Source organism: Serratia sp. NA_112.1, from assembly GCF_052691715.1.
Genome location: NZ_JBQZFO010000012.1, coordinates 21742 through 42639, shown reverse-complemented (window position 1 = coordinate 42639; position 20898 = coordinate 21742). Strand labels below are relative to the sequence as shown.

Here is a 20898-nt window from a genome sequence, read left to right as displayed (position 1 = left end):
CAATGTAAAAATGCTGCATTCGGCTTCCCAGGAGCAGCCTATACAACCGTCTTAAAGCGCCGGCTGCACCATAAACTGGCCGGCGCTGCCGCGATCCGCCATTTCCAGCGTCTGGCTGTAGAACAGGAACGGGAAATGTTCCGAAGTGGACTGGTTGAAGTAAACCAGCAGTTCGACGTCACCGTCGACCCATACCGTGTCCTTCCAGCCGCGATCTTCCGCCATCGGCTGCGCACCGTTGACGCGTTTCACCAGGAAACGTACGCCCTGAATATGGAATGCCTGCGGCGTATCCGCGTGGATATTCCAACGCTCCCAGCTGCCTTGCTGAGTTTGCACATCAATACGGTTCATGTCCCAGATAGCCCCGTTGACCCCGGCCTGGCTATCGCCCAGACGGAATTCACGGGTGCGGCTGACACTGCCGTCCAGCAGTTCATCCGCCAGCAGGCGCATGGGCAGGTTATCGGTCACCAGCGGCAACAATCCGGTCGGTTTCAGTGTCAGAACCTGGGTAGAAACCAGGATACTCGAAGGCTCAATCAGGCCACGCAGACGATCCATAATGCCCGCAGCCTCACCGGCACTGATCGTCACTTCATCGCCTTTTGACATATCGATCAACACTTCACGGCGCTCACCCGGTGCCAGTGAAAGCTGTTGCACCGCTACCGGAGCCGGCAGGAACCCCTGATCGCTGGCGATCACATTGAACGGCCGACCGTCACTCAATTGCAGCATGTAGCGACGTGAGTTGGAAGCATTGAGCAGGCGCAGGCGTACCCAACCACGGGAGACTTCAACGTAAGGATTTTGCACGCCGTTAACCAACAGCGTATCGCCGATAAAGCCGCCCTGCGACGGGGGGGCGTATTCCGGTGTGCCGAAGTTATCCAGTCGCTTGTCCTGAATAATCAACGGGAAATCATCGACACCATAGTGGTTGGGCAGCGGCAATACCTTGCTGACTTCATCTTCGACCAGCCACAGCCCAGCCAGACCGTTATAAACATGCGGCGCCATGCGATTAGGCGTGCTGGCGTGATACCAGCAGGTGGCGGCACTCTGACGGATAGGCAGCACCGGCGACCAGTCAACGTTAGGAGACATCATGCGTGGTGCGCCACCCATCAGGGTTCCCGGCACCTGCAGACCGCTGATGGTCATCGCCACCGGCTCCGGCAGGCGGTTGCTGTAGATCAGCTTGACGTCATCGCCGTTGTAAACCCGCACCGTCGGCCCAAGGTACATGCCGTTAATGCCCCACACCGACGTCTTGCGGTTATCCATAAATGCCCAGTGGGCGCGCTGCAAGGTTAAAAACAGCGGCTGGCCGCGGCGGGACTCCAGCAGCGGGGGAATAGGTAATGGGGTCTGCATTCCGCTCGCCTCAGCCCTCAGCGGCACGGCTCCTGCGCACAGCGCCAAGCCCGATGCCTGAATAAACTGACGTCGACTGAGTGACATATTTTCTCCATGAAAAGCAATGACTAAACCGTATGCAAAGACCGGGCTCCTGTTAATCAGATTAGCAGGAGCCCAGGCGTTAACGGCGTTTTACGCCGTTTAAAAGTTCATTCTTTGAAGCCGGTAGGAATATTATTTTCCGGCTGCATTGCGCTGGGCAACTTCTGCGTCCAGCTCGGCAATTTTCGCCAGCATCAGCTCATGGCAATGGGCTGCCAGCTCACGCACATTTTCTCTACCGTAATTACTGATATCGATCGGTTCCATCACTTCTACGATCGCATGACCGTTATCCCAACGGTTAAGATTAATTTTACCGCTGGTGGTGGAAACGCAGATCGGCACAATCGGCACCCCGGCAGCGATTGCCGCGTGAAATGCGCCGGTTTTAAACGGCATCAACCCACGCCCACGGCTGCGGGTACCTTCAGGAAACATCCAGACCGAAATATCACGTTTTTTAAACTGTTCGGCCACCTGGGCAATGGTGCCGTGCGCCTTGGCGCGATTATCCCGGTCAATCAGCAAGTTACCGGTCACCCAATACAGCGGGCCGAAGAACGGGACCCACAGCAGGCTTTTTTTACCCACGGTCACGGTGCGCGGCTGCACCGCTTTGGCGGCCGTAACCATATCGTAGTTATTCTGGTGGTTGGCAATATAAATGCAGTTGCCGTTTTTGGCCGCATCGGCCGGCACCCGAACTTCCACTTTCAAACCAAATAACCCGGACAGGCGGCCAAACAGATGACCGAACGTCGCCACGTGGCGGGGATCGCGGGGGCGGAATACCAAACAGTAAATAGAACCGAAAATGCACACCAGAAGACAATACAGAGTGGCGAGCACGGCACGTAAAATTAATAACATAACAACCTCATTAGCACACTGCCGACGCAGCCTGAAACGCTGCGCAGATCCCTTTACTCATTCTTTGATTGCAGAGTTCGAAGAGCTGCCCTGCCTTTTTTTGCTATTTTCCCGCCAGCCGACGAAACGCACAATAATTTTATGCCGGTAAATGTTAACTATTTGAAAATAATTGCCGGTGGTGGGAAATAAAGCGGGCGCAGCATGCTGCGCCCGTGGAGTTATCCAGCCTTCTCAGGTTTATTCTTCGCTGTCACCGGTAGGCGCACGTGCCGGGGCATCAACCTCTACGCGATCGATTCGCTGCAGACCACGTGGCAGTAAGGTGCCTTTACGGCCACGCTCCGCACGGAACTTCTGCAAATCTTCTGGACGCAGCGTCAGCTTGCGTTTACCTACGTGCAGGGTCACAGAAGTCTGCGGTGGCAGCACGAACAGCCATGCCAGCCTGTCTTCACCTGATGCGACCTGCGCCGACGGGATGGAGACAATCTTGTTGCCCTTGCCTTTCGACAATTGCGGCAGGTCGGCAACCGGGAAGAACAACATGCGCCCGGCGGCAGTGATCGACAGCAGCATGTCATCGTCACCGTGGATCTCCATCGGTGCCAGCGCTTTGGCGTTATCCGGCAGAGTAATCATCACCTTGCCGGCACGGTTACGCGCCACCAGATCGTTGAAGGTACAGACAAAGCCATAACCGGCGTCAGAAGCCATCAGCAACTTCTGGTCGTCCGCAGCCATCAGCACCTGCTCAATGGTCGCGCCCGGTGGTGGCGTCAGCTTGCCGGTCAACGGCTCGCCCTGCCCACGCGCCGAAGGCAGCGTCAGCGGATCCAGCGCGTAGCTGCGCCCGGTGGAGTCGATAAACACTACCGGTTGGTTGCTCTTGCCGCGTGCCGCACTGCGGAAGCTGTCACCGGCCTTGTAGCTCAGGCCACTTGGATCGATATCGTGGCCCTTGGCGCTGCGCACCCAGCCCATTTCAGACAGCACGATAGTCACCGGCTCCGACGGCACAAAGTCGTGCTCGCTCATCGCCTTGGCTTCTGCACGCTCGGTAATCGGCGAGCGGCGATCGTCGCCGTAGGCCTGTGCATCGGCCTGGATCTCTTTTTTAATCAGGGTGTTCAGCTTGCGCTCGGAGGCCAACAGCGCCTGCAGTTGATCGCGCTCTTTGGCCAACTCATCCTGCTCGCCGCGGATCTTGAACTCTTCCAGCTTAGCCAAATGGCGCAGTTTCAGTTCGAGGATCGCTTCGGCCTGGGAATCGGAAATACCAAAACGCTGCATCAGCACCGGCTTGGGTTCGTCCTCACTACGGATGATGTGGATCACTTCATCGATATTGAGGAACGCCACCAGCAAACCTTCCAGGATGTGCAGGCGTTTCAGTACTTTTTCCAGACGGTAGTTCAGGCGGCGACGCACCGTATCGCGACGGAATGCCAGCCACTCGGTGAGGATTTCCACCAGCCCTTTCACCTGCGGGCGGTTGTCCAGACCAATCATGTTCATGTTGATGCGGTAGCTGCGTTCCAGATCGGTCGTGGCAAACAGGTGATTCATCACCTGATCCAGATCGATACGATTGGAGCGTGGCACAATCACCAGCCGCGTTGGGTTCTCGTGATCGGATTCATCACGTAAGTCTTCAACCATCGGCAGCTTTTTGGCACGCATCTGGCTGGCAATCTGCTCCAGCACCTTGGCGCCGGAAACCTGGTGCGGCAAGGCGGTGATCACCGCGCTGCCGTCTTCTTTATTCCAGACGGCGCGCATGCGTACCGAGCCACGACCGTTCTGATAAATTTTGCGGATTTCTTCACGCGGGGTAATGATCTCGGCTTCGGTCGGGTAATCCGGGCCCTGGACGAACTCGAGCAACTCTTCCAGCGAAGCGCCAGGCTTGTCGATCAACGCCACCGCAGCGGCGGCCACTTCACGCACGTTGTGCGGCGGAATATCGGTCGCCATACCGACGGCAATACCGGTGGTGCCGTTCAGCAGGATGTTGGGCAGGCGGGCCGGCAACATCTTCGGCTCCTGCATGGTGCCGTCAAAGTTTGGCACCCAGTCAACAGTGCCCTGGCCCAGCTCGGCCAGCAACACTTCCGCGTATTTGGACAGGCGGGATTCGGTATAACGCATCGCGGCGAAGGATTTCGGATCATCCGGCGCCCCCCAGTTCCCCTGGCCGTCTACCAGCGGATAGCGATAAGAGAAGGGCTGCGCCATCAACACCATGGCTTCATAGCAGGCACTGTCACCGTGCGGATGGTATTTACCCAGCACGTCACCCACGGTACGGGCAGATTTTTTGAATTTGGCGCTGTTATTCAGCCCCAGCTCAGACATGGCGTAGATGATGCGGCGTTGTACCGGCTTCAAACCGTCACCAATGTACGGCAACGCCCGATCCATGATGACGTACATGGAATAGTTCAGATAGGCGTTTTCAGTGAATGTGTGCAGCGGTAAACGCTCTACACCGTCATGAGTCAGATCACTCATTACTCAATTATCCTCAGACCGTGGCTTGGCAATCCCTGGACGACAAAGGGTTGATTCTGTCCGCGATAGTAACTCATCAGCGGGGTGGCTGTCACAGATGGCGCAGCAATCGTCCGGTGTCGCGGGTTCATCGGCCGATTTTATGCAAAATTTCGCGATCCCTCGGCGCATTTATTGACTCACAGTCAACACTGTTGTGCGCTGGATCCCATTTTTACTTACATTGCCAAGCATTACACTCCCTGTCAGCGAAATGTTTTCCGTACCTGATGCGGAGGACATCACATATTTTAATTCTCACAGGTGCCGTGAAAGATGAGCAATATCCTGATTATCAATGCTAAAAAACAATTCGGCCATTCCGACGGCGAACTCAACCAAACCATGAGCGACGTGGCAGAAACCTATCTGCGCGATGTGCAACATCAAGTACAGGTTACCGTGGTCGATGACGGTTACGACATCGAAGCCGAAGTGCAAAAATATCTGTGGGCCGACGTGGTGATTTATCAAATGCCAGGCTGGTGGATGGGCGAGCCGTGGATCCTGAAAAAATACATCGACGAAGTGTTCACTGCCGGGCATGGCAGCCTGTACGCCAGCGATGGCCGCACCCGCTCGGACGCCGGCAAGAAATACGGTTCCGGTGGCCTGATCCAGGGCAAAAAGTACATGCTGAGCCTGACCTGGAACGCCCCGCTGGAGGCCTTTACCGACCCGGAACAGTTCTTCCACGGCGTCGGCGTTGACGGCGTGTATCTGCACTTCCACAAGGCCAATGAATTCCTGGGCATGGAAGCGCTGCCGACCTTTATCTGTAATGACGTGATTAAACAACCGGATATCGACAGCGACATCGCACGTTATCGCGAGCATCTGGCCGAAATTTTTGCTTAACTGGCACTATGCACGTCAATTAATGAGGTAATGATGATCACCGTAATTGCAGAAATCAAAACCAAACCGGGCCACCGTGAAACGGTCCTGAAGGCGATTGAGAAACTGATCCCGCTGGTGCTGGCAGAAGACGGCTGTAGTGAATATACGCCAATGATCGACAGCCACACCCAGGCGCCATGGCAGAAATTGTCGCCGGACTCGGTGTTTATGCTGGAAAAATGGGCCAGTCAGGCGCATCTGGAAAAGCATCTGGATATCGCTCACATGCACCGTCATCGTGACACCATCAAAGACAGCGTGCTGGGCGTGACCATTCACGTATTGGGTAACGCACTTTAGGCTGCGCCCCTACAGCGTCTGCGCATCAATATGCGCACTGACGTAGTCCAGAAAACAGGTAATACGCGCCGCCAACTGGGTATTGCGGTAATAGACCGCATTAATCGGTTGGCGCACATCCAGCGTTTCCTGTTCCAGCAAGGGTATCAGTCGCCCCGCACGCTGATCGTCTCGCGTCATGAAATCCGCCAATTGCACTATCCCCTCCCCCCGTAACGCCAACTGACGCAGGGTTTCACCGCTGGAAGCCGAAATTGTCGGGGTAATGGTAAAATGCTGCGCCTGCTGATAGCGCAACGGCCACAGGTTGAGCGACTCCGGCTGGGTGAACCCGAGCAGGCAGTGCTCGCACAGCGCTTCCACGCTGCCCGGTGTACCATTGCGCGCGAGATACTCCGGGCTGGCAAGAATACGCAAGCGGCTGGAGCCCAACAGACGTGCATGAATAGTCGAGTCCCGCAGCGCGCCAATGCGAATGGCAATGTCGGTGCGCTTTTCCAGCAGATCGATGATCAGGTTATCGGTATTCAGTTCCAGCTCAATCTGCGGATAGCTTTGGCGGAAGCCGGCCACCAGCGGCACGATCACGTGTTCCATAAACGGAGCGGCAGCGTTGACCCGCAGTTTCCCGGCAGGGATCAACCTGCGCAGCGCCATTTGCTCTTCGGCATTTTCCACCGAATGGATAATCTCACGCGCGTGGTTGAGAAAATTCTGGCCTTCTTCGGTCAGCTCCAGTCGACGCGTGGTGCGGCGCATCAGGGTGGTATCGAGTTTTTTTTCCAACCGGCTGAGTGCGCGGCTGATGCCGGAGGTGGTCTGACCGAGCTGTTCAGCTGCGGCAGTGATGGAGCCGCTGTCAACGACGGTGGTAAAGGCCAGTAACTCTTCGAGGGTGATTTTCATGCATGCCGCCCAGAGTGGTCAGGTGCCGCACGCAGCGCCCCTACGGGAAGAAGACCCGGCGGGGAAGCCGGGCCAGTCAGTCTTTCGCCGGACCTGTCAGGCAGACAGCTCGGCCATATCGCCTTTGTCCTGCAGCCAGTTGCGGCGATCTTCCGAACGCTTTTTGGCCAGCAACATGTCCATCACCGCCAGCGTCTGATCCACATCCTCGTCGCTCACCGTCAATTGCACCAGACGACGGGTATTGGGGTCGAGCGTGGTTTCACGCAGCTGTGGCGGGTTCATCTCACCCAGCCCTTTAAAGCGCTGAACGTTAGGCTTGCCCTTTTTGCGCTTCAACTGTTCCAGCACGCCGGCCTTTTCCTCTTCATCCAGCGCATAGAACACCTCTTTGCCGAGGTCGATTCGGTACAACGGCGGCATCGCCACATAGACGTGGCCCCCCTTAACCAGCGAACGGAAGTGACGCACAAACAGCGCGCACAGCAGCGTGGCAATGTGCAGGCCGTCGGAGTCCGCATCCGCCAGGATACAGATTTTGCCGTAGCGCAGTTGGCTGAGATCTTCGCTGTCCGGATCAATACCAATCGCCACCGAGATGTCGTGCACTTCCTGCGAAGCCAGCACTTCGTCCGAAGACACTTCCCAGGTATTGAGGATTTTACCTTTCAACGGCATGATCGCCTGGTATTCACGATCGCGCGCCTGCTTGGCTGAACCGCCTGCTGAGTCCCCTTCGACCAGGAACAATTCGGTCATGTTCAGATCCTGCGAGGTGCAATCGGCCAGTTTACCCGGCAGTGCCGGACCGCTGGTCAGCTTCTTGCGCACCACTTTTTTGGCGGCGCGCAGACGGCGCTGAGCGCTGGAAATGGCCAGCTCGGCCAGCTGTTCTGCCGCCTGTATGTTCTGGTTCAGCCACAGGCTGAAGGCGTCTTTCACCACGCCGGATACGAAGGCCGCACACTGGCGCGACGACAGACGCTCTTTGGTCTGCCCGGCGAACTGCGGATCCTGCATCTTTACCGACAGCACGTAGGCGCAACGCTCCCAAATATCCTCAGCGGAAAGCTTCACGCCGCGCGGCAGAATATTGCGGAACTCGCAGAACTCGCGCATCGCATCCAGCAACCCCTGACGCAGGCCGTTAACGTGGGTGCCGCCCTGCATGGTCGGGATCAGGTTCACGTAGCTTTCAGTCAGCAGTTCACCGCCTTCCGGCAGCCACAGCAGTGCCCAGTCTACCGCCTCGGTGTCGCCGGCAAAGTTGCCGACAAACGCCGCTTCCGGCAGGGTAATCAGGCCGTTAACCGCTTCCATCAGGTAATCGGTCAGGCCGTCCTGATAACACCAGCGTTGTTCGGTATTGTTCAGCTTGTCGATGAAGTAGATTTCTACCCCAGGGCACAGCACGGCTTTGGCTTTCAGCAGGTGGCTGAGGCGAGAAACCGAGAAACGCGGGCTGTCGAAGAACTTCTCGTCAGGCCAAAAGTGGATGCTGGTGCCGGTATTGCGTTTACCGCAACTGCCGGTCACCGCCAGGTCCTGCACCTTGTCGCCGTTTTCGAAGGCAATGCTGTAGACATTGCCGTCGCGCTTGACGTTGACCTCCACCCGGGTCGACAGGGCGTTAACCACCGAAATCCCCACGCCGTGCAGGCCGCCGGAGAACTGGTAGTTTTTATTGGAGAATTTACCGCCCGCATGCAGACGACACATGATCAACTCAACCGCAGGAACACCTTCTTCAGGGTGGATATCCACCGGCATACCGCGGCCGTCATCGATCACTTCCAGTGACTGATCGGCGTGCAAAATCACGTCGATGCGCTTGGCATGACCGGCCAACGCTTCATCGACGCTGTTATCTATCACCTCTTGGCCGAGGTGATTGGGGCGCGTCGTGTCGGTATACATGCCGGGACGACGGCGCACTGGTTCTAGACCGCTGAGTACTTCAATGGCATCAGCGTTATAGCTGGATTGAGTCATCGTTGAAATTTTTCGTGGTTAGTAGGAGGTGCCGATACCCGTCGTCTTTCAAGCCGCAGCGTTGTTACCTGCGTTCGCTCACCCCAGTAACTTACCAGAGTAAGCGCCTGGGGATAAGCGAACTGGGCGCCTGGCTGCGACTTGAAAGCCATAGGGTATAAATCGCTAATTCAGACAGAGTTTAGCCCTAAAAAATCCACAATCTGGGGGAAGTAATGCTCGAAACCGACGAAGGCGTGATTTCCACCCGACTCCACCGTCTGTCGACATGCGGTGTAATACGCCACCGCCTGCCCATAATCGAGAATTTCATCGCCCGTTTGTTGCAGTAACCAGATTAAATCCGGCGACTCCAAGGGATCGATCTGCATCGTTTTCAGATCGTAAACGTGTCGAGACTCTAACACATATTGCTGGCCGGTGTAGGGGTTCTCGTTTTTGCCGAGGTAGTCAATCAGCAGCTCAAACGGCCTCACGGCAGGGTTAACCACTACTGCAGGCAGTGAGAAACACTGCGAAAGCCAGGTGGCGTAGTACCCGCCCAGTGAGGAACCGACCAGGCCTATCGTCTGCCCGGCGCGCTCCATCACCATGTTCTCGATCATCTCGGCAGCCTCCGCCGGGAAAACCGGCAGCTGTGGTACCAATACCTCGATATGCGGATGATGTTCGGCCAGCCACGCCTTGAAAGACGTTGCCTTGTCCGAGAACGGCGAACTGTTAAAACCGTGCAGATAGAGCAGTGTCGAAGGCATCAGTACCCATCCGAATCCATATCGGGGCGGAAATCGTCGTTTTCCAACCGGAAAACCTGCGTTTCGACGCGGCCGTCCGGCAATAAATCAATATAGCGCCAGCCGGGTGAAACCTCGTCGATGGTGAAATTGGTGCAGTGCGGCTTGAACTGCACGCAGGTGGACGGCGAGGCCAGCAGGCGCCTGCCCTGCCACTCCAGATCCAGCTCCTGGTGAATATGCCCGCACAGCAGGGTATTCACTTTCGGGTAACGCAGCAGCACCGCGCCCAGCATATGCGGGTTGCGCAGGCTGTGTTGATCGAGCCAGGTACAGCCGGAAGGCAGCGGATGATGGTGCAGCAGCATTAAGGTATAGCGCTCGGGATAGGCTTGCAGGCAGCGCTCCATCCACTCGAGCTGATAGTCGCTCAACTCACCGTAGGGCACGCCAAACACCTGACTATCGAGCAACAGCACCTGCCAGTGGTCACCCACCAGTACCTGTTTTGACGGGGCAATCCCGGCGTCTGCCAGTGCGTCGACCATCGCCGGCTGAAAATCATGGTTGCCCGGCAGCCAAACGCAAGGTGCCGGCAGTCGTGCAATACCTTCGGCAAAGTGCCGGTAGGCAGCCAATGAATGATCCTGTGCCAAATCACCGGTGGCGACGACCAGATCAAAATCACGCTGCTGCGCCAGGATAGCGTCCAACACCGCGTGGTAGCTGCGATAGGTATTAATGCCAAGCAAAGTCTCATTTTCGCCGGCAAAAAGGTGGGTATCTGTTATTTGCAGGATCCTGACCCTGGCCCCACTTGCCACGGTCGGTTTAAACAGGCTTTCCAAATGGTGTCCTTTGTTATCTCAGTCTGTTTAACAAACCGGAACCGCCATTGCTCCATGCGCCAAACAGTAGCGCAACCAATCAGCAAGAAACTGGTTAATTTGATGCTTTTCGTCGCGTTGATGCAACTTTTTGTTGGGATAATCATAACGCGCTTTAAAGCGATAGATCTGCTGACTTGAACACACTTCCGCAACCATCGCGTCATGATACAGCCTCACCGTCATGGCAGGCAGGCTCCAGTAGCTGACCGCCGGAGCGGTCTGTTCAATTTGCACCAGCGAGGTATAACGGGTGGATTCAATAATTGTCAGACGATAACTGGCGCCGCTCACCTGATAAGTCACCGTTTCACCCACTTCATCATTACGCGGCATCAAGCGGCGCAATTGCGCGAAGTTGGTTTCGCACAATCTCATCATTTCGGGGAAATCAGGGGTATAGCGCTGTTTCATTAATTGGCCCACTCTTTTCTTAACGATTCATGGTGCAACGCCAGCCACTGCAATGCAATCACCGATGCAGCGTTATCAATCGCGCCCTCTTCAACCCAGCGGTAAGCCTGTTCGCGGCTGACCACATGAACACGGATATCTTCATGCTCTTCGATCAGTCCATGGATGCCAACCGCGGTAGTCGCGTCCACTTCGCCCACCATAATCGACAAGCGCTCGCTGGTACCGCCGGGGCTGGCTAGGTAGCTCAGCACCGGCTTGCACCGCCCGACCTCGACGCCGGCTTCTTCCTGCGCTTCACGGCGGCACACGTCTTCAACGCTCTCGCCGGTTTCGATCATACCCGCCACCATTTCCAGTAGCCAGGGGGAGCTACTGGTATCGACCGCGGCGATCCGCAGTTGTTCAATCAGCACCACCTCGTCACGCACCGGGTCATAGGGAAGTAACACCGCGGCGTGCCCACGCTCGAAAATTTCGCGTTTAATTTCGGGGCTCATGTCACCGTTGAACAGGCGGTGGCGGAAACGGTATAAATTGAGTGAAAAAAAACCACGGTAAAGCGCCTCACGTGCAATAATTTCTACATCATTTTCATCAAGAGTAACGGGCGACGGTTGCGAGTGGCTCATAAGTGAATTCTCCTGCATGAGTATGCCGATAAAATAAACAGTTTTGATGACAGAAACGGCGGGATAATCTTCCGTAGCTTTATGTTAGGCTGTTTCCCGCCATTGCCTGTAATGTGAGCCATGATATCAGGTGTGACGTGTGCGACCAGTTGAACTACGGTAAACAGGCAGCCTGAAAGGTAAAAGTTACGCGAGATGGCACATTCAGCCAACTCGGGCGAACAACAGACTCTGCTAGAATCGGCAATTATTTCGTCTATCGTCAGCTAACTCCGCAATATTGCTGCACAACAAGGAATGCAAATGAAGAAACTGCTCCCCCTTCTTATCGGACTGAGCCTGGGCGGCTTCAGTGCAATGAGCCAGGCTGAGAACCTGCTGCAGGTCTACAAACAGGCCAGGGAAAGTAACCCGGATCTGCGCAAAACCGCCGCTGACCGTGACGCCGCATTCGAAAAAATCAACGAAGCGCGCAGCCCGCTGCTGCCGCAGTTGGGTTTGAGCGCGGGTTATAACCGTAGCTATGGCTATCGCGACAACCGCGACCAAAACGGCAACACCACCAGCGGCTCGCTGGCGCTGACCCAAACCATTTTCGACATGTCGAAATGGCGTGCGCTGACGCTGCAGGAAAAAACCGCCGGTATCTCCGACGTGACCTTCCAGACCTCGTCGCAACAGCTGATCCTCGACACCGCTACCGCCTATTTCAACGTGCTGAGCGCCATCGACTCGCTGTCTTATACGCAGGCGCAAAAACAGGCGGTTTACCGCACGCTGGATCAAACCACCCAACGCTTTAACGTGGGACTGGTGGCGATCACCGACGTGCAGAACGCCCGTTCCAACTATGACACCGTGCTGGCGGCTGAAGTCACCGCTCGCAACACCCTGGATAACGCGCTGGAAAAACTGCGCCAGGTAACCGGCACCTTCTACCCGGAACTGGCCTCGTTGAATACCGACCGTTTCAGTACCCAGCGTCCGGAAGCGGTGAACAACCTGCTGAAAGAAGCCGAAGCGCGCAACCTGAGCCTGCTTTCTGCCCGCCTGAGCCAGGACTTGGCACGCGAGCGAATCCGTTCAGCACAGACCGGCTATATGCCGACCGTTGATTTCAGCGCTTCAACCGCCGTGTCCAACAACAGGTACAGCGGCTCCAGTAACGTTGCTAAGGACAACGATGCAGGCGAAAACAAAGTGGGGCTGAGCTTCAATCTCCCGCTGTACAGCGGCGGCCAGACCAATTCACAGGTGCAGCAGGCGCAGTACAACTTCGTCGGCGCCAGTGAGCAACTGGAAAGCGCCCACCGCAGCGTAGTGCAGACCGTGCGTTCGTCATTCAACAACGTGAACGCTTCGATCAGCAGCATCAACGCCTACCAACAAGCGGTAGTGTCTGCCCAGAGTTCATTGGATGCGATGGAAGCCGGTTACCAGGTAGGTACCCGCACCATCGTCGACGTGCTCGATGCCACCACCACGCTGTATAACGCCAAGCAGCAGCTCTCCAGCGCGCGTTATACCTACCTGATCAACCAACTGAACATCAAGTCGGCGCTCGGTACCCTGAACGAAAACGACCTGATGATGCTGAACGGCGCATTGGGCAAACCTATTTCTACTTCGCAAGACGTGGTAGCACCGCAGACCACCGCGCAAGACGCTAATGCTGAAGGCTATAACGGCAACGCACCTGCGCCGCAAACCGCAGCACCGGTTGCCACCCGCGCCTCCGCGCCGGCGACCACCACCAGCCAGCCTGTACGCAACAGCGGTAATCCATTCCGCAATTGATTGCAGCACTGTGCTGAATACGGGGTATGGCTTCTGCCACACCCCGTTTTTTTACCTGCTCATCGGTTCTGCCCACCGTCTCACAGCCGTTGCCCCTCCCTGGGGTGGTATCATCAAGGTTATCGTTTTATCTCGTCTGGATGGGATCCGATGGAGAACACCCCAAGCTGGCAACGTCTGATCGATGGCGATCTGCCGCCCGCACAGCGCCCTGCACCGGCAATCTATGCTTCCTGGCTACGCTGCCGCAGCCTGATGCAGCCTGCGATGTGGAAAAAACCCCACTGCGCACTCGGTGCTACCTTTAACTCCATCTGCCAGCGTAAGAACGATCTGCTGACGCTCGGCCAGGCGGCACTGGAAGACGCTTGCGAGTACATGGAACAGCGACGCTGCCTGCTGATGATCCTCGACGAAAGTGGCTGCATGCTGTGGATGTGCGGCGATATGCCGACGCGCGAGCATCTGCAACAGTTAGGTTTTATGCCTGGCGCTTATTGGGCCGAGGGTGACATCGGCACCAATGCACCTGCGCTGGCCATGTCGGAGGGGCACCCGGTACAGGTACGCGGCAGTGAACATGTACGCAAGGCGCTGCACGACTGGTCATTCTGCGCTACGCCAGTCTACGACAACAGCGGCCGTCAACGCGGTTCGATTGCATTAGGCTGCCTGCTTGACGACTGTGCTGCCGGCGATTTGTCACTGACGCTGGCGCTGGCACGCGAGATCGGCAATTCCCTCAACGCCGACAGCCTGCTGGCAGAGTCCAACCGCCATCTGAACCAGCTTTACGGCCTGCTCGACGGAGTGGATGACGGTGTTATGGCCTGGGACCATCGCGGTTACCTGCAATACATCAATCAACGAGCCGCCTCCTTGCTCAAGCTGGATGAACAACAAAGTCAAGGCAAGCCCCTGTCCCAGTTACTGACGCTGCCTGCTCTGCTCAACCGGGCCATTGCCCAGCGGCAACCGCTGCAACACGTTGAAGTGACCTTCGAACGCCAGCGGCAGTTTATTGCGGCTCTGTTAACCCTTAAACCGATCCTCGACGGCGAGCGCTGCAGCTTTATCGCCCTGCTGCATCCCCTCGAGCGACTGCATCAGTATGTCAGCAGCCAGTTGGGGCGTGTCAGCCACAGTTTTGAACAGATGCCTTCCTCCTCGCTGGAGATGCGGCGGCTGATTCGCTATGGCCAACAGGCGGCGAAAGGCCAGCACCCGATCCTGCTGTGCGGCGAAGAAGGTGTCGGCAAGGAGCTACTCAGCCAGGCGATCCACAATGCCAGTGAGCGCGCCAGCGGGCCGTACATCGCCCTCAACTGCCAGCTATTGCCGGAAGCCCAGGGGCTACGGGAACTGTTGGGCAGCGATGCCAACGAGGAAGAAGCGGGCCAGCTCAGTAAATTTGAACTGGCCAATGGCGGTACGCTGTACCTGGAACAAATCGAGTATTTGCCGGCGGAGATGCAGTCTGCACTGTTGCAGGTGCTGAAAACCGGCGTAGTCATGCGACTCAATTCCAATCGGGTGATCCCGGTCGATGTGCGGGTGATCGCCAGCAGTGCCGCCGATCTGCCGCTGTTGGTGCAGCAGAATCGCTTTCGCCGCCAGCTGTTCTACAGCCTGCAAGCATTCGAGATCCAAATCCCGGCGCTACGCCAACGGCTGAGCGATATTCCGCTGCTGGTGAAGCACCACTTACGCACGCTGGAACAGCATTTCCAGTGCCGTTTTCGGGTGGATGACGAGGTGATGGTCCAGCTCGGTCTGTATTTGTGGCCCGGCAACGATCTGGAACTAAAGGGGGTGGTGGAGCGTACCGCGATGATGTGCCACGGCCACCATCTACAGTTGGCGGATTTGCCCGAGCACCTGCTCAGCCACCAACCCCTGCTGGAAAGTGAACCACAACCGGGCATGCCGCTATTAACACTGGCCGAGATGGAACGTCAGGCGATCATTCATGCGGCTAACGTCAGCCGCGGGCAATTGAACGAAATGGCGCAGCTGCTGGGCATTGGTCGCACCACGCTGTGGCGAAAAATCAAACAATATCAGATTGATATCCGCCAGTTTAAGCTGCGCCCCTGAGGCCACGCCGTCAGTGGCTGAGTTGCAACACACCGCGCGCCGCATCCAGCATCGCTTTCTGGCCGCTGCGGGTTTTGCTCATGCAGTCGTTCATGCCCACCACCATAGGTATGCCCATCGCCTTGGCCAAAATTGCGCTGTGCGACAGTGCGTTACCGCCGCTCAAGCAGATGCCGAGCACCAGACGACGATCGAGCATCACCACGTCAGACGGCATCAGTTCATCCATCACCAGAATGGACGGCACGGTTAGCATAATCACCGGTAATGGTTGCTGTTGCAGATGACTCAGAGTGCGCCGCAGCATGTCGCGCACGTCCAACTCCCGCGCCCGCATGTATTCATCGTCCAGTTCACGATACTCACCGGCAATGGCTTCCATCTCTTGTCGCCAGGCCTGCTCGGCGCTGCATTGCTGACGGGCGATACGGGTATAGGCCGCCTGCTGCAAATCCGGGTCATCCAGCAGCATGCTGTGCGCACCGAAGATTGCCGCCTGCGGCTTGCCAATTAATGAGCCGGTGCGCTCCGCCAGCCGGTTTAATTCGCTCAGCGTATGCTGCAGTGCCTGGCGCAACCGCTGTTGTTCGTTCAGCACGTCATCGGCGCCAATGGTACGCTCAACCACCGTCGGCCAGAAGCTGAGCGCCTGCCACACCGGGCCACTGGTTACGCTTTCCGCTACCGGAATACCGTGCAGCGAGGGCAGGCTCTGCTCAGATACCGTTTCGCCAAAGTGCTGCTCTGCCAGCGCGCTAAACGCCGCCAGTGCCTGTTCGGCCTGCGGCCCACCTGCAATCAGCCGAATGGTATCGCCGTGGCGCACCTGTAAAAGCGCAAGCTGGTTAAGACTACGCGGATTGGCGCACTGGCCCTGCTTTTCCAGCACCAGTTCGGCATCGAAGGGGGCCAACGCTTCCGCTAGTCGGGCGGCCGGGCGGGCGTGCAACCCATGCGGGTTCTGTACCGTCCAATTGACGCTTTTCCCCTGAGCCAGCGGCAATTCAGCGCTTTGAGCAACCGGCGCGGCGGCTTCCCCCAACTGCGCCTGTTTGGCCTGCAACGCACCTTGCGCCTCGGCCAGTACCTGTTCCAGCCCGGCACCGGCATTGGCAGCCACCACCGCAGCCAGCGTCCCTTCGACCAGCGGTGCCGAACACAGCCGGACTTTGGCGGCCACCGACGGCTCCAGCAAGTCGATCGCAGTTTCGGCACTCAGCAACGCACTGCCCAAATCCATCAGCACCACAATGCCCGCTGCGTCAGCCACCGACTCAATCGCTTCCATCACTTTGACCGCATCGGTGCCTATCGGGTGTTCCGCATCATCGACCCCTGCCGCCAGCACCAGCTTGCAGCCATCGCCACGCATCATCTGCAACGCCAGTTCTTCAACTCCGCGCGCCAACAGCGCACTGTGTGAAACTACAACGATATTGATCATCTCGCCTCCTGCTATTGACCGGCGACCGCTGCCAGCGTTTTCATCATCAGCATCACCGAGGTGGCACCCGGATCCTGATGACCGATGCTGCGCTCACCCAGGTAACTGGCACGCCCTTTGCGTGCCTGCATGGTGATGGTGCTTTCAATCGCCTGCTCCGCCCGTTCACTGGCGCGCTGTAGGGCCTCCGCCACGCTTAGCTGCTGCAGAGCCGACTGGCCCAGGCTTTCCACCACTGGCCACCAGACATCACACATGGTTTTATCACCCGGCTCCGCCTTGCCGCGCATCACCACACCTTCGACGCCTTCCTGCATCATTTGATGCAGCTCCGCCAGATCCAGGCTCTGCTTGGCATTGGTCGACTGCGCAGCGCGGATGAAGAAGGTGCCAAACAGCGGACCACTGGCTCCCCCCACGCTGGACAGCAGCGTCATGCCGGTGTTCTTCAGGATAAAACCGATGTCTTTGTCCGCCACCGAAGGCAGCTTTTCCACCACCTTGTTGAAGCCACGGTTCATATTCAGCCCGTGGTCGGAATCCCCGATCTCGGTATCCAGCCGGGTTAGAAAATCACGCTGCTGCGCAAACACGTCGCCGCAACACATCAGCCAGTCGACCACTTGTTGTTTGGTTAACGCCATGACTCCTCCTCAGCAACCCCAACGCAGCGCAGGCGTTTTCACCGGCGCATCCCACAGGGACAACAGTTCGTCATCCACCTTCAGCAGCGTGATTGAGACCCCTTGCATATCCAGCGATGTGCAATAGGACCCCACCAGGCTGCGCTCAACAATCATGCCCGCTTCGGCACAACGCTCCGCCAATCGGTGATAAACGCCATACAGTTCGGACAGTGGCGTTGCGCCCAGGTTATTTACCAGTGCGATCACCCGGTCTCCACGCGTCAGCGGTTGTTTGGTCTGTACTTCATCGCGCCATTCGCCCTGTTGACGATCCCAGGCGCGGATGGTGCGCTGGTAATGACCATGGTCGATCAGGGTATGGAACATGTCGTCCACCGCCGCATTCAGGGTGGTGAATGGGCGACGCGCAATGCCCGGTTCACCGTGAATACCGACGCCGAATTCCATCTCGTTTTCCGCCAGCACGAATGACGGCTTGCCGGCAGCCGGTACGGTACAGGCCCCCAGCGCGATACCGATCGAATGCCCGTGATTATTGATGTTGTGGCCCAGTGTCACGATGCTATCGAGGCTGTCGCCACGCGCCGTTGCCGCACCGAGCAGTTTCTCCATCAGCACGGTATTGGCCACCCCGCGTCGCCCGGCGGTGAACAGGCTGTCTTTAACCGCCACGTCATCATCCACCAGCACCGTCGCCACCTGGACACCGCTGTCATGCAGCAGCTCAGTGGCGGTTTCAAAGTTCAGTACGTCACCAGTGTAGTTTTTAATCAGCAACAACACCCCGGCACCGCCGTCGATCGCCTGGCCGCACTCGTACATTTTATCCGGCGTTGGCGAGGTGAAAATTTCCCCTGGGCAGGCACCGTCGAGCATGCCTTCGCCGACAAAACCGCAGTGCATCGGCTCGTGACCGCTGCCGCCGCCGGACAGGATCGCCACCTTGCCCGCCACCGGCGCATCGGCGCGGGTGACAAACACCGGTTCCTGATGCACCAACAGCTCAGGATGAGCCTCTGCCAACCCCAACAGTTGCTCTTCCAGTACCGACTCAACCTTGTTAATCAGTTTTTTCACGGTTATTTCCTCGTTTGGCCAACGGGGCGCAGCCAGTAAACTGCGCCCCTGCGGTATCAGCTTGAATGTTGTTGCAGCCAGGCGCTGCCCAGCCGGTCTGCCGTCAGAATGGCCGCCTGTACGCTGGCAGGCGTGACCTCGAACGGCATATTGTGGATGGTTTCGCCTGCCGCGCAGCTGGCTTCGGCCACCGCCATAATTTTCTCTGCCGGGTCGCCGTTAACGCCCATTTGCGCCAGCGTGATGGGCAAGCCGAGACGCTGGCAGAACTCCAGCACCGTTTCGATCTGCACCATACTGCTGTTTTGCAGCACCAACTGTGACAGCGTGCCAAACGCCACTTTTTCGCCGTGGTACAGGTGGTGACACTCTTCCAGCACGGTAAAACCGTTGTGAATGGCGTGCGCGGCCGCCAGGCCACTGCTTTCGAAACCGATGCCGCTCAAATAGGTATTGGCCTCGATAATGCGCTCGACCGCTTCCGTCACCACACCGGCCTCAACCGCCAGCTTGGCCTTAACGCCCTCCGCCAGCAGCGTCTCATAGCACAACCGTGCCAGGCTCAATGCCGCCAGCGTGGATTTGCCGCCCGCCATGCTGGTCGCCTGGGCATCGAAACAGGCCTGCGCCTCAAAATAGGTTGAAAGCGCGTCGCCCATGCCTGCAACCAGCAACCGCACCGGCGCCCTGGCGATAATCGCGCTGTCCATTATCACCATGTCCGGATTACTGGTGTGGATCAGATATTCGTCAAATTCGCCCTGTTCGGTGTAGATCACCGACAGCGCACTGGTGGGCGCATCGGTGGAAGCAATAGTCGGGATCAGCACCACCGGCAGATGCTGGTAATGGGCGATAGCCTTGGCGGTGTCCAACGTTTTACCGCCACCGACGCCAATCACACCGCGACAGCCATGGGCCTTCAGTTCCTGGCCCAGCCGGTCGATTTCCTTATGGCAGCATTCGCCGTTGAACACACAGGCGTGATGCCTCACCCCGTGCTGGTGCAAGCTGCCCATCAGGGTATCGCCCGTCAGCTTCATCACAAAGTCGTCGGCGATCACGAAATAATGGTCGGCAAGGGCTTTCGCGTATTTGCCCACGGCGGCCAATGCGTTGGCGCCCTGGATGTACTTGCCTGGAGACTGGATGATTCTCAACATAACCGGATCCTTGTAGGGAAATTGGCGATGGTAACGTTCAGATATCAGGTGATGGTGCGTCGGTCTTGTGCCGTCGCGTTGTTATGGACTGACTATAGGGCTTGCCGAAGGCTTTGCGACCTCCGGCATTTTTGTTTCATTATGGAACATTACTTTACCCATGGCGTTTCATAATGAAACTCTGCCGAGGCTTTTTTAGCCGGTAAAGCGAACTGGCGCACAACCCAACGTATAGCTGCGTAAAGAGTGGATTCTGTAGGCATTTCAGCTTTAATTTTGACCATCTTTACCCTATCCTTACCGCCATTACTGGGAATGGGCGAATACAGCCCGACTGATGGGATGAATAACGATGAAACGGACAAAAAACATCAACCGAGAGACGTTCCGCAAGTCCTGGCGCGACTACCGTGTTGCGCCCGTAGCCTTGGCGATCAGCGCAGTCTTTATGCTCGCCGGCTGCGAGAAGAGCGATGAAACGGTCTCTATGTATCAAAATGCCGACGACTGTTCGCGCACCAACCCTTCAATGAGCGAGCAGTGCACCACTGCCTATAACAACGCCTTGAAAGAAGCCGCAAAAACCGCGCCAAAATACGCGACTCGCGAAGACTGTGTCGCCGAGTTCGGTGAAGCGCAGTGTACTCAGGCACCCGCCCCGGCACAGGCCGGTATGGCAGCCGAGTCACAGAGCAGCGGCAGCATGTGGATGCCATTGATGGCAGGCTACATGATGGGCCGCATGATGGGCGGCTCCGGCTTTGCTCAACAGCCGCTGTTCACCTCTAAAAACGCCGCCAGCCCGGCCAACGGCAAATTCGTTGATGCCTCTGGCAAGAGCTACGGCCCGGCCACCGCTGGCGGCCGCACCATGACGGTGCCAAAAACCGCCATGGCACCAAAACCGGCAGTGACCAATACCGTCACCCGTGGTGGCTTTGGCGAATCCGTCGCCAAACAGACCAGCATGCAGCGCAGCAGTGCGACCTCCAGCTCACGCAGCATGGGCGGTTAATGC

The 20898-nt window shown here is 57.3% G+C and carries 19 protein-coding genes; 5 read left to right on the top strand and 14 right to left on the bottom strand.

Going from position 1 to position 20898, the window contains the following annotated elements; all coding sequences use genetic code 11:
* Nucleotides 1-51 precede the first annotated feature (51 nt).
* The 3 genes from ftsP to parC form a co-directional block, all read right to left on the bottom strand.
* Nucleotides 52-1467, bottom strand: a complete 1416-nt coding sequence (gene ftsP / locus ACUTQ5_RS19010; protein WP_445652499.1) for a cell division protein FtsP — start codon at nucleotides 1465-1467, stop codon at nucleotides 52-54.
* A gap of 132 nt (nucleotides 1468-1599) precedes the next feature.
* On the bottom strand, nucleotides 1600-2337 hold the full coding sequence (locus ACUTQ5_RS19005) for a 1-acylglycerol-3-phosphate O-acyltransferase (protein WP_012146957.1): 738 nt from the start codon (nucleotides 2335-2337) through the stop codon (nucleotides 1600-1602).
* A 240-nt stretch (nucleotides 2338-2577) separates the two neighbouring features.
* On the bottom strand, nucleotides 2578-4851 hold the full coding sequence (gene parC, locus ACUTQ5_RS19000; RefSeq protein WP_445652498.1) for a DNA topoisomerase IV subunit A: 2274 nt from the start codon (nucleotides 4849-4851) through the stop codon (nucleotides 2578-2580).
* 315 nt (nucleotides 4852-5166) lie between these two features.
* Between parC and ACUTQ5_RS18995 the strand changes: the two genes are divergently transcribed.
* A complete protein-coding gene (locus ACUTQ5_RS18995) occupies nucleotides 5167-5748 on the top strand; it encodes an NAD(P)H-dependent oxidoreductase (protein WP_445652497.1) in 582 nt (193 codons plus the stop codon).
* Between the two features lie 33 nt (nucleotides 5749-5781).
* Nucleotides 5782-6090, top strand: a complete 309-nt coding sequence (locus tag ACUTQ5_RS18990; RefSeq protein ID WP_012146960.1) for a putative quinol monooxygenase — start codon at nucleotides 5782-5784, stop codon at nucleotides 6088-6090.
* 9 nt (nucleotides 6091-6099) lie between these two features.
* Here ACUTQ5_RS18990 and ACUTQ5_RS18985 read toward each other — a convergent pair whose 3' ends face one another.
* From ACUTQ5_RS18985 to nudF, 6 genes are all read right to left on the bottom strand, one after another.
* Entirely contained in the window at nucleotides 6100-6996 is an 897-nt protein-coding gene (locus ACUTQ5_RS18985) for a LysR substrate-binding domain-containing protein (protein ID WP_445652496.1), read from the bottom strand.
* A gap of 96 nt (nucleotides 6997-7092) precedes the next feature.
* On the bottom strand, nucleotides 7093-8988 hold the full coding sequence (gene parE, locus ACUTQ5_RS18980; protein WP_445652495.1) for a DNA topoisomerase IV subunit B: 1896 nt from the start codon (nucleotides 8986-8988) through the stop codon (nucleotides 7093-7095).
* A 170-nt stretch (nucleotides 8989-9158) separates the two neighbouring features.
* The gene (gene yqiA, locus ACUTQ5_RS18975) at nucleotides 9159-9743 is read right to left on the bottom strand and encodes an esterase YqiA (RefSeq protein WP_445652494.1); all 585 of its coding nucleotides are present in this window, start codon (nucleotides 9741-9743) and stop codon (nucleotides 9159-9161) included.
* A complete protein-coding gene (cpdA, locus tag ACUTQ5_RS18970; RefSeq protein WP_261111915.1) occupies nucleotides 9743-10570 on the bottom strand; it encodes a 3',5'-cyclic-AMP phosphodiesterase in 828 nt (275 codons plus the stop codon). The genes yqiA and cpdA overlap by 1 nt, the downstream gene beginning before the upstream one ends.
* 27 nt (nucleotides 10571-10597) lie before the next feature.
* Nucleotides 10598-11023, bottom strand: a complete 426-nt coding sequence (locus ACUTQ5_RS18965) for a DUF1249 family protein (RefSeq protein WP_445652493.1) — start codon at nucleotides 11021-11023, stop codon at nucleotides 10598-10600.
* On the bottom strand, nucleotides 11023-11655 hold the full coding sequence (gene nudF, locus ACUTQ5_RS18960; RefSeq protein ID WP_445652492.1) for an ADP-ribose diphosphatase: 633 nt from the start codon (nucleotides 11653-11655) through the stop codon (nucleotides 11023-11025). Before nudF ends, ACUTQ5_RS18965 begins: the two co-directional genes overlap by 1 nt.
* 303 nt (nucleotides 11656-11958) lie before the next feature.
* On the opposite strand from nudF, the gene tolC reads away from it, so the two are divergent.
* Complete coding sequence (gene tolC, locus ACUTQ5_RS18955) at nucleotides 11959-13452, top strand: outer membrane channel protein TolC (RefSeq protein ID WP_445652491.1); 1494 nt, start codon at nucleotides 11959-11961, stop codon at nucleotides 13450-13452.
* A 150-nt stretch (nucleotides 13453-13602) separates the two neighbouring features.
* Complete coding sequence (dhaR, locus tag ACUTQ5_RS18950) at nucleotides 13603-15549, top strand: dihydroxyacetone kinase operon transcriptional regulator DhaR (RefSeq protein WP_445652490.1); 1947 nt, start codon at nucleotides 13603-13605, stop codon at nucleotides 15547-15549.
* 10 nt (nucleotides 15550-15559) lie between these two features.
* Here the strand turns inward: dhaR and dhaM are convergent, their stop codons facing one another.
* The 5 genes from dhaM to ACUTQ5_RS18925 form a co-directional block, all read right to left on the bottom strand.
* Nucleotides 15560-16993, bottom strand: coding sequence for a dihydroxyacetone kinase phosphoryl donor subunit DhaM (gene dhaM, locus ACUTQ5_RS18945; RefSeq protein ID WP_445652489.1), 1434 nt, complete (start codon nucleotides 16991-16993; stop codon nucleotides 15560-15562).
* Nucleotides 16994-17004: 11 nt separating this feature from the next.
* Nucleotides 17005-17637: a dihydroxyacetone kinase subunit DhaL gene (dhaL, locus tag ACUTQ5_RS18940; RefSeq protein WP_445652488.1), complete on the bottom strand. Its 633-nt coding sequence runs from the start codon at nucleotides 17635-17637 to the stop codon at nucleotides 17005-17007.
* A 9-nt stretch (nucleotides 17638-17646) separates the two neighbouring features.
* Nucleotides 17647-18717 (bottom strand): dihydroxyacetone kinase subunit DhaK, encoded by a 1071-nt coding sequence (gene dhaK / locus ACUTQ5_RS18935; protein ID WP_445652487.1) that lies wholly within the window; start codon nucleotides 18715-18717, stop codon nucleotides 17647-17649.
* A 56-nt stretch (nucleotides 18718-18773) separates the two neighbouring features.
* Complete coding sequence (locus ACUTQ5_RS18930) at nucleotides 18774-19880, bottom strand: glycerol dehydrogenase (protein WP_445652486.1); 1107 nt, start codon at nucleotides 19878-19880, stop codon at nucleotides 18774-18776.
* Between the two features lie 149 nt (nucleotides 19881-20029).
* Nucleotides 20030-20164 (bottom strand): hypothetical protein, encoded by a 135-nt coding sequence (locus ACUTQ5_RS18925; protein ID WP_261092679.1) that lies wholly within the window; start codon nucleotides 20162-20164, stop codon nucleotides 20030-20032.
* Nucleotides 20165-20232: 68 nt separating this feature from the next.
* Here ACUTQ5_RS18925 and ACUTQ5_RS18920 point away from each other — a divergent pair, with 68 nt between their 5' ends.
* A complete protein-coding gene (locus ACUTQ5_RS18920; protein ID WP_135318104.1) occupies nucleotides 20233-20895 on the top strand; it encodes a DUF1190 family protein in 663 nt (220 codons plus the stop codon).
* The last annotated feature ends 3 nt before the right edge of the window (nucleotides 20896-20898 follow it).